The organism is Natrialba hulunbeirensis JCM 10989 (assembly GCF_000337575.1).
In the GTDB taxonomy this organism is placed as follows: domain Archaea; phylum Halobacteriota; class Halobacteria; order Halobacteriales; family Natrialbaceae; genus Natrialba; species Natrialba hulunbeirensis.
Genome location: NZ_AOIM01000035.1, coordinates 49,953 through 63,864, shown reverse-complemented (window position 1 = coordinate 63,864; position 13,912 = coordinate 49,953). Strand labels below are relative to the sequence as shown.

Genomic DNA, 13,912 nt, shown 5'->3' with positions numbered 1-13,912 from the left:
CATACCCCGCCGGAGTCGCCGACGTTTCACATTCGATTACACTCATACCTGCCTTCCCGATGGCGAACCTCCACCGGTTTTGACAGACAGCTATCTGTTTTATGTCGCTGTCCGCCATACAGTAGAGACGGGTAGTCACCAGTCTCAAACCGTGACAACAGACATGACAGACGGACGGACTGACCAGATTCGGTGGCAGTTCACCGACGGCCAGCGCCCGCGAGCACCGCACATCGCATCGATGACGTGGCGACACGGGCTGTTCGCGAACTGGCCGGTCGACCCCGACCAGCTCCGACCGCACGTTCCAGCGCCGCTGGAACTCGAAACCTGGGACGGCGACGCCTGGCTCAGCATCCTTCCGTTCGTCCTCACGAACGTCGGCATCCGCGGCTCGCCTGCAGCGACCAGAATCGCGTTTCCAGAACTCAACGTCCGAACGTACGTTACCTGCCGCGGTGATCCGGGACTCTACTTCCTCAGCGTCGACCTCGATAAACCGCTGCTCGCAACCGCCATCGGTCGGCTTACTCGTCTCCCGGTGTTCAACGCCACCATGTCCGTCAGCGGCACCGAGGACGGCATCACGTTCTCGAGTCGCCGCTCGGACACCGTGGCTGACCTCCCTGGAGAGAACGGGACCGACGACGAACCCGCCTGGTTCGCCGCAACCTACCGTCCGAACGGGCCAGTCACCACGGCAGAGCCAGGGTCACTCGAGTACTGGTTGACAGAGCGCCGGCGGTTCTACGCGCCGGCCAGCGGGCACGGTCGTAGCGGCGTGCTCACGGCAGAAATTGCACACGACCCGTGGCCGTTACAGCCGGCAGAGATGACGATTCGAGAGAATACGGTGTTCGACAGGCACGGATTGCCGGAGCCGTCCGGCGGGCCGATCTGCTATTATTGCGACGAACTCGAGATGACGGGATCGATTCCGCGGCGTGTGCGGTAGCTGGTATGAGGCTTACTGAACCTCGGTGTCGATCAGCCCGAACGGGGTACCGGTATCGCGGTCGCGGGCGTTCTCGTAGACGACGCGAGCAGCGGCGACGTCCTGAATTGCGAGCCCGGTCGAATCGAAGACGGAGACACCGGTCACGCCCGATTCATCGTCCCCGCCTGCTCCACCGGCCCGACCTGCGTTTGCGCCGACGACGAGTTCGCCGATTTCGCCGTAGATGTCCGCATCGGTCAGCGTTCCCTCGTGGTACGGGACGTTGATCTCGCCCGAGTGAGTACACTGCTCGTGGTCGTCGATGACGATGGTCGCCGCCTGCAGGAGGTCGTCAGCGAGTTCGTGCTTGCCCTCTGCGTCGGCACCGATGGCGTTGATGTGGGTGTGCTCACCGACATCGTCGGGTGTGACGACGGGGTTGCGGACAGGTGTCACGGTCGAGAGCACGTCGCAGTGGCCGGCCTCCGAGATGGAACCGGCGCGGACGTCGAACTCGTCGTCGTAGGCGTCGATGAACCGCTGGGTGCGCGCGTCGTCGAGATCCGAGACGACGACCTCCTCGATGGGGCGAACCTCGCTGATTGCGTCGAGTTGCGTGTACGACTGGACGCCAGCACCGACGAGACCGAGACTCGTCGCATCCGCGACAGCGAGGTAGTCCGTTGCGACGGCTGCTGCCGCACCGGTTCGTTTCATCGTCAGCGTCGTCCCGTCCATGATCGCGAGCGGGGAGGCGGTTTCGGGATCGGAATAGATCATCGTCCCCAGCACGGTCGGCAGGTCGTGCTCGGCAGGATTGTTCGGGTGGACGTTGACCCACTTGATGCCTGCCGCGTCCCAGTCATCGGCGGCGTCAGCATCGCGCTGTGATCCTGACTCACTCGAGGACGCGTCGCTTCCTCGAACCTCGAGATACGCTGGCATCGACCGGAAGTCGCCGTTGTACTGTGGAAGGTCGATGTAGGACTTGGCTGGCATCTGTGTATCGCCACGCTCGAACGCACCGAAGGCCTGTTCGACCGCCTCGATGATGGCACCCATCTGGGCGTTCGCCTCGACGTCGTCGCTGTCCAAAAGCAGTGTCTGCATAGAGGCGAATATTGCGTGGCGGGACCTTAAGTGATTCTCCGGCCAGGAGAACCGGGCAGCGGTATCGTTGTCACTACAGTGAGATCGAGTGCCAACGGCAAAATGGGCCGTCGCAAGTGTGCTCGGATGCGGTCCGAGCTGACAGTACTGGTCGGGTGAAACGTAGGTAGCTGCGAGTCGGGCTTGCTCGCGGGTCGTTCGCTTCCCGCTCGCTTTCACGAGATCCTTACTCGCTTCGGTCGTCCCGACCTCGCCTACTCACGGCGCAAAGCGCCGTTCGCATGGACGCGGGTTTGGGTTTGGTCAAACCGCGCTTACATCATGCCGCCCATGCCGCCACCCATACCGCCCATACCGCCCATGCCACCGCCGCCTGGTGGCATGTCTTCGCCGTCGTCGTCGTCGGCAACCGCGAGGTCGCCGGCTGCGATGACGTCGTCGATGCGAAGCAGCATGACGGCCGCCTCAGTGGCGGACTCGATCGCCTGCGTCTTCACGCGCAGCGGCTCGTAGACGCCTTCCTCGGCCATGTCAATCGTGTCGCCGGTGAACGCGTCGAGGCCAGCGGCCTCGTTGCCGCCGTCGTGGTCGGCGCGAAGTTCGACGAGGGAGTCGATGGGGTCGAGACCCGCGTTCTCTGCCAGCGTGCGCGGGATGACCTCGAGTGCGTCTGCGAACGCTTCGACAGCGAGCTGCTCGCGGCCACCGACGGAGTCGGCGTAGTCACGCAGCGCGAGTGAGAGTTCGACTTCCGGTGCGCCGCCGCCGGCGAGCACCTTGCCGTCCTGGAGCGTCGTCCGAACGACGCCGAGGGAGTCCTCGATTGCGCGGTCGACTTCGTCGATGACGTGCTCGGTGCCGCCGCGGAGGATCATCGTAACGGCCTTCGCGTCGTCGACGTCCTCGACGAAGATGCGCTGGTCGCCTGCGATGTCCTTCTGGGCGACGCTGCCGGCGAAGCCGAGGTCGTCCTCTGTGAGGTCGTCGACCGAGGAGACGGGCGTTGCGCCGGTCGCGCGGGCCAGCTGGGACTGGTCGCTGGATTTGACGCGGCGGACGGCGATGATGCCCTCCTGTGCGAGGTAGTGCTGGGCCATGTCGTCGATACCGCCGTCGACGAAGACGACGTCAGCACCGGCGTCGGCGACCTGCTCGGCCATCTCCTTGAGCTGCTGTTCTTCCTGTTCGAGGAACTGCTCGAGCTGGTCCGGATCGGTGACGTTGACCTCGGCGTCGATCTCGGTCTCCTTGATCTCGAGGTCGCCGTCGACGATCGCGACGGAGGCGTCCTCGGCGAAGTACGGCATGTTGTCCGAGACGCGCTCCTTGTCGACGATGACGCCCTCGACGAGTTCGGAGTTCTCGATCGAACCGCCGACGACCTTCTCGACCTTGATGTTGTCCGTGTCGATGGTGTCCTCGTCAGCGACGGCCTGAACGGCGTCGACGACGAGTCCCGAGAGCAGGTCGCGAGCGCTCTCTGCGCCCTTCCCGGTCATCGCGGTGGCGGCGATCTGGTGGAGGATTTCATCGTCGTCCTCGTCGACCTCGATCGCGATCTCCTCAAGTGCGTTCGTGGCTTCCTCGGCGGCCTGGCGGTATCCCTGTGCGAGCGTGGTTGCGTGGATGTCCTGCTCTAAGAGATCCTCGGCCTGGCTGAGGAGTTCACCGGAGACGACGACGGCGCTCGTGGTGCCGTCGCCGACCTCGTCCTCCTGGGTTTCGGCGACTTCGACGATCATGTCCGCCGCGGGGTGATCGATCTCCATCTCCGAGAGGAGTGTGACGCCGTCGTTCGTAACGATGACGTTGCCCGAGGAGTCGACGAGCATCTTGTCCATCCCCTTCGGGCCGAGGGTCGTCCGAACGGACTCGGCGACTGCCTTACCGGCCTGTACGTTCATCGACTGCGCGTCTTTCCCGGAGGTTCGCTGGCTGTCCTCCGAAAGAACGATGAGGGGCTGGTTGCCCATCTGCTGTTGAGCCATAGTCACCCGAAGGATTGATTGTTATTCTATATAAATGCTTTGGTGTCCGCGCTCGTTACAGCGCTGAATCGACGGGGAGTGTTGCACCGAGTGAAACCGGTCAGCAGTTATTTATGAACGATTAGGAGTTCCGACTGTAACGGCATGACGACCAGTCGGCAAACCCAGAAGGAGACAGAGGAGACGGAACAGGACCAACGAACCCGGCCAAACCTGAAACAGATCGGAGGGACTGGATACTCAACGTCGCCAGCGGTCGGAGCACGACGACACGGCGCAATCGATGCGATACGGTTCGACACGGCAGATACGGCGCGAACCGTACGACACCGACGCTACGGCGACTCCGAACCAGAGTCAGAGTCAGAGCTGGAGCCAGGGAACCGGTGATACTGCAGCCCCTGGTGTTTCATCTCGTTGTGCTTCTCTTCTAGGAACGAGTAGACCGTTCCGTGTGGAGCCCCATCGAGGAGCATCTCGGCAGCCGTCCGTGCGGCCTCGACCTCCGGCGGCGTCCCGATGAGTCCCAGCGTCGATCCGTAGATAACGACCGACGCACCCGAGAGCTCTTCCATGAGTTCACGGGTCCGGCCACCTTCGCCGATGAGTCGGCCCTTCTGGCGCTTCATATCGTTCTTGTTCCGGGAAGCGGCGTCGATGTCAACGACGTCGAACAGCATCATGTCGTCATCGAGCAACCGAAGGGCGTCTTCCGGCGGGAACCCACGTCCGATCGCACGGACGATTTCGGGACCCTTCAACCCGAGAACGGGGTCGCCAACCGTTTCGATAGCAACCGAGCCGTTCTCCGAGTCGATATCCAATCGCACTTCGGCCGCCGCCTCGATCTCACGCATCGTCTCGCCACCCTCACCGATGAGAACTCCGATCCGGTCCTGCGGAATCTTCACGTGCTGCATACACCCGGCTACTTGCTGCGTGAGGTTAAGGCCTTGGTCCGCTCGCCGCCGTTTGGAACCGCTCCCCACACCGCGGCATCCGGTTCCGCACAGGACGTTACTCGAGTACCGACCGAAACTGAACCGACTCCGTTCGCGTGTCCACGAGTGCAATGGTCTGGTGGTCCTCGGGGGTCGTCGGGAACTGTGCGCCGGGGTTCAGTAGCGTCGTGCGCCCGTGTTCCGAGAGTTCACGCGTATGGTGATGGCCGTAGCAGACGAAGTCGTACGACTCGGAGTCGGCGATTGCCCGAACTTCGTCCATCGATTCCCCGTGCAGGACGGCAAACGAGAGGCCGTCGAACTCGAGTGTGGCGAACCGGCCGTGGAGTTCGCTTTCGCCGCCGAGCGAGTCGAAGGCCGCCTGCAGATTGGCGACGTCGCCGTCGTTGTTCCCGAGAACCCCGTGCAGTTCGAAGTCGGAGAAGTACGGCGGGAGCAGCGGTGCGACGAAGTCGCCGCAGTGGATGACGATTTCGACGCCCTCCGATTCGAGGAGGTCGGTGATTCGTTCGGTTGCCGCGACGTTGTCGTGGGTGTCGGAGACGATTCCGATGTTCATACCCAATGGGGGACCCGCGAGCCACTAAGCCGTTCGGGGTGGGAGCAAGAGCCACCACAGGCGACTGTTCCCGAACTCATCTTCGCCACCGTAGTTGTGACATCGTTCAACTACTACCTTGGTAACGACCGAACCGGGCCCTCCGCGGGCTACTCGAGTACCCCCGGAACGCCAGCCCGTTCCAGTGCCCGGCGACGTTCGTCGTCCGTGAGCCGGTAGGACTCGAGTTCGTCTGAAATCTCGCCCAGCGCGTCACGGCGGCGCTGATGGGCTGTGAGGAAGTCCGTGATCCGCTCGATCGCGAGCTCCTTCAACTCGCCGCTGAGCAGGTCGCCTGCACGGTACGCGTCGGCGATGGACTCGAGTGTCTCGTCGTTCTCCTCGAAGAAGAATCGCAGGTACTGGAAGGGGACGTCGACCGACGGATCGCCGCCGTGCTCGCGGTGCTCCTCGAGCGTGGCTCGGCCGCCGGTGTAGGCGTGGGTGTGGATCGTCTCGGCGACGGTGTCGGGATCGGCCGTCAACTCGATCGACGGCGCGTCGCCGGAGGAACTCATCTTCCCCGGCCCCGCCAGACTCGGGAGGAACCGCCCGAGCAGCGCACCGGGTTTGTCGACGGGCAACGCCTCTTTCGCGGCCACGTCGCGACAGACGCGAACGTGCGGGTCCTGATCGATGGCGATGGGGACAATCGTGGGCTGTCGACCCGCCACGAGCTGCGGAAGCAGGAGGTGGGCCGCCTGCACGGCGGGGTAGAACTGCAGGCCGACGGTATCCTGTTCGCCGTAGACAGCCTCGACGGTAGCCGGCGTGAGGTGGTTTGCGAGTCGAACGGCAATCGGGTAGACCACGTCTGCGTCGGCGGTGTCGACCACGATCCGGGTGCGTTCGGGGTCGAAGCCGACCGCGAGGACATCACGGAGGTTCTCGCGAGTGTGCTCGCCGATCGATTCGAACGACTGCTCCTTCGCGAGGTACTTCTCGTCGTCCGAGAGCGGGATGTAGACGGTCGCACCCGTCGCCTGCTGGAAGCGTTTCGCGAGGTACAGCGGGAGGACGTGCCCGAGATGCATCGGTCCCGAGGGACCGCGCCCCGTCACGACGGCGTGCGGTTCACCGGCCTCGGCGGCGTCGAGGTAGTCCTCGAGATCCCGGCCCGCGTAGAACGTCCGCCGACGCAGCAGCGGGTGGTCGGGGAAGCGCTCGATCTGGTCGGCGGTGAGCGGGTCAGCACCAAAGCGCTCGAGTAGCTTCTCGTAGTCGACCTCGCCGGTGACGGCGTAGGGCGTGACCCTGAAGTCGTCAGTAGGTGCGTTCTGATCGGCCGCTGCGTTCAGTTCTGCGTCGGTGGGTGGGTCACTGTCGGTGCTGGTTGTCGCGTCAGTTGGCTCGCTATCAGTACTGGCTGTTGTATCGGTCGGTTCGCTATCGGTCTGCTCTCTCTGATCGGCTGGTGTTGGCATGTATTGTGTCGTGACTGTCTCGCAGTGCTCGTCAGCAATCTGTACGAAACGAAAAACGGAGGGAGCACCCGCCACCGCGACCGCGGGTTAGGCCGCGCCGGCCGCGAGGACGACACTGTCCGCTCTCGAGGACGGCTGCCAGCGCCAGCGCCACTCGAGAGCGGTTGCCATTACTACCCAGTAGTCGCCCGGGTTACCTAACAGTTTCTCCGGTCACGAACACGAGTATAAGTACGAGCACAAAGCAAGCGATCCAGGACACCGATCACGACCAGCACTCGAGTCGCCGCCAGTCCTCGTCGGGAACCGAGAGCGGTTCATCGGAGCGGGTGTCGTCGGTCCACTCGCCAGGGTCGTGTTCGGTTCGGTAGACGGCGTCGGCCGTGAGGAAGTAGCCGGCGAACCACTCGCCGTGGCTCTCCCAGACGGCCGCGTCGTTGTCAGCGTAGAGGACCTTATCGTCGTGTTCGGTTTCGATCAGGAAATCATCGAGGTACTCGCCGGCCTCGGTGAGCGCCTCGAGTGAGTCGGCGTCCGTGATCGACCGGGACTCCCCGGTGTCGGCAACGTGGTCGATTGCGTCGAGCAACGGCTCAGAGGTGGCGATTGGGTCCGCTGTCGTGGAGACGCGTTCGAGGTCGGACGAGTCCGCGGGTTCGGTGTCGTCTTTGTCGCTGTCCGCAGCAGACTCGTCTTCGAACGGGCGAATCACTATCTCCCCGTCCCAGCCACGGCCGCTGAAGCCGACGGATGCATCGACTCGTGCCCGGTTGACCTTGTCTTCGTCCTCATCTTCATCTTCATCTTCACTCTCACCCTCAGCCTCGTCCGCGACGCGCACCGCCTCGATAGAGACGGACCCGCTGCGTGTCGCGTTGTCCGGTGCCGAGGCAGCGACCCAGTCCGATTCAAACGTGTCGACGAACGATTCGGCCGTCTCACGCGAGAGCTCCGTTGGCGGCTCAGCGTCGGTCGCGGGACAGTCACCACTCGGCGCGTTTTGGGGTGGTTCCGGGAGGGACTCTCCGGAACCGTCAGTCTCACCATTGCCGTTGCCCTCACCATCGCCGTCGCCGGCCTCGTCACCATCACCGTCAGTGCCGTCGCTGGTGAGACAGCCAGCAACCACCGCAGTGGACAGTCCGGCAGCAGCCAGCAGGCGGCGTCGATACATTACGAACACGCACGACGGGACCAGACAAGTATCTTCAGGAAGGTGAAACGTCTCTTTGAGGAAGCTGCTACCCTCAGGTCAGTCTCGGGACGGATCCGGCTCCGGATCAGTGACGAACTCGAGTAGCTCCTCGGCATCGGTCTCGAGCCCCTGTCGGGAAAAGAAGTTCGCGACGTTCTCACAGTCGCGTTCTAAGAAGGTGCGACTGTTCGGGTGGTGAACGGTGACGGCCTGCCCGAGGTCGATGACGACGAGTTGGCCCTCGTGGAAGACGACGTTGTATTCGCTCAGATCTCCGTGAATGAGGCCGGCCGCGTAGAGGCGGCGCATGTACTCGCGCATGACTTCGTAGGCGGTCTGGGGGTTCTCGATGTGGACCTCGCCGAGGCGCTTTGCGCGGCCGTCCTCGTTGCCGATGTACTCCATGAGGAGGACGTTGCGCTCGGTAGCGATCGGTTCGGGAACGCGAACGCCCGCTTTCTCGGCCCGCATGAGGTTCGCGTACTCCTTTTTCGTCCAGGCGAGGACGACGTCCTTCTTTTTGCCGCCCAGCCCCTCGAAGCGCGGGTCGCCTTCGAGATAGTCGCGCATGTGCCGGAAGTTCGAAGCGTTGATCCGGTACACTTTGACGGCGACATCGCGGTCGTCGCCGAGCGCATGGTAGACGTTTGCCTCCTTACCGGTCGAGAGCGGGCCGCCGAAGGCCTCGACGTAGCCGTCCTGGACTAGCTTATAGAGCGCCGCCAGCGTCGCGTCGTCGAACACCGACTGCTCGACTTTGAACTGATCGGCGTCTTTGATCCGCTCCTCGAACTGCTCGAATTTGCGGTCGCGCTTGCGGGCGATCCGGTCGGCCTCGGTGTCCGAAACGTCGATTTCCTCCCACTCGTCGCCAGGTGTCTCGGCCTCCTCGAGATCGACCAACCCGTACTCCGCGTCCGTGCCCTGTCCCATCTACTCGTATCTAAGAGGTGCAAGCGGGTAAAGGACTGGGTATCCGTCCCCGCAGACACCCACCGCACAGCCGACCCCGCCAGAGCGAGCGACGAACCCACTGCGGTGAGCAACGAACGGCAACCGACGTTCCGAGTCAGCGACTTTAGGAAGGGGGAGTTCGATAGCTCCGACAACGATGCCAGCCGCCGATTCGGACGCCGACGAGAACCCCTACCTTCGGAATCCGTCGACCGAATTCGATCCGGTCGATGACCTCACCGAGGCCGAGGTCCGCGAGCAGGTCGAGTTGCTCCGCGAGGCCATCCGCGAACACGACCGCCGGTACTACGTCGAAAACGACCCGCTCATCGCCGACCGGACCTACGACGCGCTGTTCGAGCGACTGCAGGTACTCGAGTCCGCATTCGATTGCAGTCACCCCGACAGTCCAACGAGGAGCGTCGGCGGCGAACCGATCGAGGCCTTCGAGACGGTCGACCACGAGGCACCGATGCTCTCGATCGACCAGAGCGGCGAGGAGGCCGATGTTCGTGAGTTCGACGAGCGCGTCCGGCGCGAGGTCGGAGCGGTCGACTACGTCTGTGAGCCCAAGTTCGACGGCGTCTCGATGGAGTTCGTCTACGAGGACGGCAGCCTCCAACGCGCCGTCACCCGCGGCGACGGCCGCGAAGGCGACGACGTGACGCAAAACGCCCGCACCATCGGCTCGGTTCCACAGAAACTCCACGGCGACTACCCCGACTTCCTCGTGGTCCGCGGCGAGGTCTTCATGCCGAAAGACGCCTTTCAGGAGCACAACCGCGAGCGAATCGAACGCGGCGAGGACCCCTTCGCCAACCCGCGCAACGCGACCGCTGGCACCATCCGCCAGCTCGACCCCGAAATCGTCGCCGAGCGCCCGCTCGACGTCTTCTACTTCGACGTGCTCGCAGCGAGTGAACTCGAGGACAGCCATCGCGAGGAACTCGAGCGGTTCCCCGAGTTCGGCCTGCGAGTCACGGACCATGTCGAGATTGTCGACGACATCGACGACGCCATCGCGTACCGCGACCGGATGCTCGAGGCCCGAGACGACCTGAACTACGAAATCGACGGCACCGTGATCAAGGTCGACGACCGCGACGCTCGCGAGGAACTCGGCCGAACGGCCAGACACGACCGCTACGCCTTCGCCTACAAGTTCCCCGCCCGTGCCGAAGTGACTCCGATTGCCGACGTGGCCGTCCAGATCGGTCGTACCGGTCGGGTAACGCCCGTCGCCCTGCTCGAACCGGTCGACGTCGGCGGCGTCACCGTCTCGCGTGCGAGTTTGCACAACCCCGAGGAAATCGCCGAGAAAAACGTCGATATCGGCGACACGGTTCGCGTCCAGCGTGCGGGCGACGTGATTCCCTACGTCGAGGAAGTCATCGAGAAGGGGGCGGAGAACGAACCCGAGAGTCACTACGAACTCCCCGACCACTGTCCCGTCTGCGACAGCGCGATCGAACGTGACGGGCCGATGGCGTTCTGTACCGGTGGATTGGCCTGTGATGCCCAGCTTCGGCGCTCTATCGAGTACTACGCGAGCGACGGCGGCCTCGATCTGGAGGGCCTCGGCGAACAGAGCGTCCGCCAACTCGTCGACGCCGGACTCGTCGAGTCTATTGCCGACCTCTACGAACTCGAGCGCGAAGATCTGACCACACTTGAGGGCTGGGGTGAAACCAGCGCCGAGAACCTCCTGTCGGAGATCGACGCCAGCCGCGAGCCGCCGCTCGCTGACTTCCTCTCAGCACTTGGTATCCCCCACGTGGGACCGACGACGGCACGCGAACTCGCCCGCGAGTTCGGCACGTTCGAGGCGGTCCGTGAGGCCGCCGAGGACGACCCGGCGGCACTCGAGGGCGTCGACGACGTGGGCGAGACAGTCGCGGAGACGATTCACGAGTTCTTCGCGAGCGAGGCGAACGCCGCAGCAGTGGCCGACATTCTCGCTCACGTCTCGCCACAGGAGACGGTACTCGAGTCCGGCGGCGACGAACTCGACGGTCTGACGTTCGTCTTTACGGGGTCGCTCGCCGATGTGACCCGCAGCGAGGCTCAGGAGACGGTTGAAGCCCACGGCGCGAACGCGACAGGAAGTGTATCTGGGAATACGGACTACCTCATCGTCGGCGAGAATCCGGGTGCGACGAAGCGCGAGGACGCCGAGGAAAACGACGTGCCGATCATCGACGAGGGCGAGTTCCGCGAGCTGCTGGCAGAGCGTGGGATCGATCTTGGATCGTAGGAGAGTGGATCGGTGGTGGCGAGTCTAGAACGGGGATTGGGACGAAAATGGGGACGGAGACGGGGACGAGGACGAGAACGAGAACGGCAACCAGAACGGGGACGAGAACGGCAACTGGAACGAAGACGGCAACCAGAACGCCGAAGCGGATTGGTGTACAACGATTTCACATGTACGATACGCTTCTGGTTGGCGTAGATGGGAGTGACTTCGCACAGAAAGCGCTTGAACACGCTGTCGAACTGTCGCAAGCTGTTGGGGCAACCCTCCACGTCATCACGGTTGTCGATTCGACGGCGAACCCGATGCGGTTCAGCGTCACCGAAGTGGATGAACTGAATCAGGCGAAGGCGACCCTCATTGAAAACATTACAAAAACAACCGGGAATGACGACATCACGGCCGAAGTTCGTCGAGGCGACCCTGCTGATGCCTTGCTGGCGTATGCTGCTGAAATTGATGCGGATCTAATTCTCGTCGGACAGAGTGGTGCCGGACAACTCGAGGCAACAATCTTCGGACGGACGACCGAGCAACTCGCGGAACAGACGCAGATTCCGCTGACTATCGTACCACTCTCGAACGAAGACTGACCAGTTGTTGTCTGGGAAACTCACCCGCTGAGTCGCTCACAGCCAACGACTGATGAGCGATGGAACTGTTCTCTGTATTCAGCACTCCCACTAGAACAGACCGTTCAGTGATATGTTCGACAAAGTCAAATCTACGTAGTTGCACCGACTGCGAGTCGGACAACCGCGATAACGGCGACTGGAAAGAGCAGTGGTAACGTAATCACAGCTAGCGGGAACACTACGTCTGACGGAAGAGTGAACCGCCACGGGCGCGGTGGCCCGTGGCTTCTCGTGGATTAGTCTGACACACCCGCGACACCATCGGCATGATGACCTCTGGCGGTGTCGTGGGTCACGGTCGGCTGGTCCACACAGCCCGATGCCTGCCGTCGCAACTTCCGCACAGTGGGAAGCGTCTTGAGAGCAGGCACATTCCTATCCAGTTTCTCCAACTCTTTCTTGGCGATGTTGATGGCCGCGTTCCGGTCAGCGTGGTCTTGGCGGCCACACTCTACGCACTTGAATCGCTTCTTGTTCCGGTTTGCACGAGTCGTATGCTCACACTTGGTAAGTGAACACGCCTGACTCGTGTATTCAGGGTTGATCTCCTCGCTCGGGATGCCTTGGAACGCGGCTTTGTACGTGATGAAGTCCCGAAGTTTACGGAACGGAAGTGAGTGGAGGCGACGGTTCATCCGGGTGCCATAGTCAATCGAGTCCCGCATCTCTTTGAGGTCTTCAAAGACGATGACGGGAGTTTCGAACAGTGACACCCACTCCACGACTTGTCGAGAGACTTTGTGGAGTTGGTCGTGAACGAACCGTTCCTCCTTCTGCTCGAACGCCCGATCAAATGACGACTTCCCGGCGTTCTGCATCCGCTTTCGCATCGTGAAGTACCGATGCCGTTCTTTCTTGATTTCAGGGAAGTCGATGACCACCGAGTCAACAATGTCGTTCTCGTGGAGGGCAGCGAGAGCAATACAGTCCTCGTTACTATCCACACCAACCACTGTTCGTGACTCCGCTTTGTCTTGGACTTCGATTTCGGTGTGGGTGATGTTGATGTGGAGTTCGTAGTTTCCGTTCCGCTGCATCGCTTCCGCCGTTCCAACACGCCACTCATCGGATTGGATTGCTTGGCGGAGTTGTTCAAGAGAGTCGAGCGAGCCACTGAGTGTCCCCTTCACCGGGTTGTACGGTTTCGCACTGACCCGATAGCGGATGCAGTCGTCTTTGAGGAACAGGTTGTAGCCTTCTTCGTAGTTCGACCGGAGCGGGTATGTGCCGTCTTTGGTGTGGCTGGGTTGGTTATAGTCGTCGTACTCGTAGTAGTTCTCCATCGCTTCCAGTGATTTCTGTACGACGAGTTGTGCGGTGTTGTTCACGAGGTTGGCGTCAGACTCCAAGTCCTGTCGAATCTCGTCCCAGTCCTCACCGTTCTTTGCTCGCCAGATCGTTTCGTTGTACACGCGCCGGGCTTCAAGGAAGGCGTCATCCAGAAGTCGCTGACCGTCCTCGTCGGGTTGGAGTTGGAAGACGAGTGTTTTGGTCAGCGACTTCTGCATACCCTAATCGTCGTACTGCGGTCTTGTAAAGGTATGGAATACGGTTGATAGGTTGGCCGAGTGTCGGGCTTCACCCCCGACCTCGGTGGGTCGGGGTACTCGCCCTTGTTTCTCTAGTATAGAGATGAGCTCCAGAACGAGGAGCCCGCTCAACAGCGCGATAATCAGATTGAGTCGCAGGAGGATTGGATTATCCGACATTAGATCAGATGTGTTCGTTACCGAATATATTTCGATCGGTAACTGGTCGGCTGCACCGGGGAATCATTCAGCGAAAGACCGACTGCACCGGAGAAGACCGCTGTGTAGTAAATCCTACCTACCAATGTGGGGCACGCGACTTAGTA

At 62.2% G+C, this 13,912-nt stretch carries 11 protein-coding genes; 3 read left to right on the top strand and 8 right to left on the bottom strand.

The window, feature by feature from the left end:
* Window positions 1–163: 163 nt before the first annotated feature.
* On the top strand, window positions 164–955 hold the full coding sequence (locus tag C483_RS11590; protein ID WP_006653546.1) for a YqjF family protein: 792 nt from the start codon (window positions 164–166) through the stop codon (window positions 953–955).
* A gap of 12 nt (window positions 956–967) precedes the next feature.
* On the opposite strand, the gene C483_RS11585 is transcribed toward C483_RS11590, so the two are convergent.
* The 7 genes from C483_RS11585 to rio1 form a co-directional block, all read right to left on the bottom strand.
* Window positions 968–2,047: an ornithine cyclodeaminase family protein gene (locus C483_RS11585; RefSeq protein ID WP_006653545.1), complete on the bottom strand. Its 1,080-nt coding sequence runs from the start codon at window positions 2,045–2,047 to the stop codon at window positions 968–970.
* Window positions 2,048–2,361: 314 nt separating this feature from the next.
* A complete protein-coding gene (gene thsA / locus C483_RS11580; RefSeq protein ID WP_006653544.1) occupies window positions 2,362–4,020 on the bottom strand; it encodes a thermosome subunit alpha in 1,659 nt (552 codons plus the stop codon).
* 350 nt (window positions 4,021–4,370) lie between these two features.
* Window positions 4,371–4,955, bottom strand: a complete 585-nt coding sequence (locus C483_RS11570) for a KH domain-containing protein (protein WP_006653543.1) — start codon at window positions 4,953–4,955, stop codon at window positions 4,371–4,373.
* 97 nt (window positions 4,956–5,052) lie between these two features.
* Window positions 5,053–5,556 carry a metallophosphoesterase gene (locus C483_RS11565; protein WP_006653542.1) on the bottom strand — a complete coding sequence of 168 codons (504 nt, stop codon included), beginning with the start codon at window positions 5,554–5,556 and terminating at the stop codon, window positions 5,053–5,055.
* Window positions 5,557–5,705: 149 nt separating this feature from the next.
* Window positions 5,706–7,019, bottom strand: a complete 1,314-nt coding sequence (locus tag C483_RS11560; RefSeq protein WP_006653541.1) for a tryptophan--tRNA ligase — start codon at window positions 7,017–7,019, stop codon at window positions 5,706–5,708.
* Window positions 7,020–7,284: 265 nt separating this feature from the next.
* Window positions 7,285–8,193 carry a hypothetical protein gene (locus C483_RS11555; RefSeq protein ID WP_006653540.1) on the bottom strand — a complete coding sequence of 303 codons (909 nt, stop codon included), beginning with the start codon at window positions 8,191–8,193 and terminating at the stop codon, window positions 7,285–7,287.
* Window positions 8,194–8,271: 78 nt separating this feature from the next.
* Window positions 8,272–9,147, bottom strand: coding sequence for a serine/threonine-protein kinase Rio1 (rio1, locus tag C483_RS11550; protein WP_006653539.1), 876 nt, complete (start codon window positions 9,145–9,147; stop codon window positions 8,272–8,274).
* A 178-nt stretch (window positions 9,148–9,325) separates the two neighbouring features.
* Between rio1 and ligA the strand changes: the two genes are divergently transcribed.
* Together ligA and C483_RS11540 are read left to right on the top strand one after the other, a co-directional pair.
* Window positions 9,326–11,422: an NAD-dependent DNA ligase LigA gene (ligA, locus tag C483_RS11545; protein ID WP_006653538.1), complete on the top strand. Its 2,097-nt coding sequence runs from the start codon at window positions 9,326–9,328 to the stop codon at window positions 11,420–11,422.
* Between the two features lie 170 nt (window positions 11,423–11,592).
* Window positions 11,593–12,015, top strand: a complete 423-nt coding sequence (locus tag C483_RS11540) for a universal stress protein (RefSeq protein ID WP_006653537.1) — start codon at window positions 11,593–11,595, stop codon at window positions 12,013–12,015.
* A gap of 278 nt (window positions 12,016–12,293) precedes the next feature.
* Here the strand turns inward: C483_RS11540 and C483_RS11535 are convergent, their stop codons facing one another.
* Complete coding sequence (locus C483_RS11535; RefSeq protein WP_006653536.1) at window positions 12,294–13,565, bottom strand: RNA-guided endonuclease TnpB family protein; 1,272 nt, start codon at window positions 13,563–13,565, stop codon at window positions 12,294–12,296.
* Window positions 13,566–13,912: the final 347 nt, after the last annotated feature.

What these genes read in the sequence shown, in the direction of transcription:
- C483_RS11570 (WP_006653543.1), bottom strand. Translation starts at nt 4,955, where the DNA reads ATGCAGCACGTGAAGATTCCGCAGGACCGGATCGGAGTTCTCATCGGT.
- rio1 (WP_006653539.1), bottom strand. Translation starts at nt 9,147, where the DNA reads ATGGGACAGGGCACGGACGCGGAGTACGGGTTGGTCGATCTCGAGGAG.
- C483_RS11565 (WP_006653542.1), bottom strand. Translation starts at nt 5,556, where the DNA reads ATGAACATCGGAATCGTCTCCGACACCCACGACAACGTCGCGGCAACC.
- ligA (WP_006653538.1), top strand. Translation starts at nt 9,326, where the DNA reads ATGCCAGCCGCCGATTCGGACGCCGACGAGAACCCCTACCTTCGGAAT.
- C483_RS11560 (WP_006653541.1), bottom strand. Translation starts at nt 7,019, where the DNA reads ATGCCAACACCAGCCGATCAGAGAGAGCAGACCGATAGCGAACCGACC.
- thsA (WP_006653544.1), bottom strand. Translation starts at nt 4,020, where the DNA reads ATGGGCAACCAGCCCCTCATCGTTCTTTCGGAGGACAGCCAGCGAACC.
- C483_RS11540 (WP_006653537.1), top strand. Translation starts at nt 11,593, where the DNA reads ATGTACGATACGCTTCTGGTTGGCGTAGATGGGAGTGACTTCGCACAG.
- C483_RS11555 (WP_006653540.1), bottom strand. Translation starts at nt 8,193, where the DNA reads ATGTATCGACGCCGCCTGCTGGCTGCTGCCGGACTGTCCACTGCGGTG.
- C483_RS11585 (WP_006653545.1), bottom strand. Translation starts at nt 2,047, where the DNA reads ATGCAGACACTGCTTTTGGACAGCGACGACGTCGAGGCGAACGCCCAG.
- C483_RS11535 (WP_006653536.1), bottom strand. Translation starts at nt 13,565, where the DNA reads ATGCAGAAGTCGCTGACCAAAACACTCGTCTTCCAACTCCAACCCGAC.
- C483_RS11590 (WP_006653546.1), top strand. Translation starts at nt 164, where the DNA reads ATGACAGACGGACGGACTGACCAGATTCGGTGGCAGTTCACCGACGGC.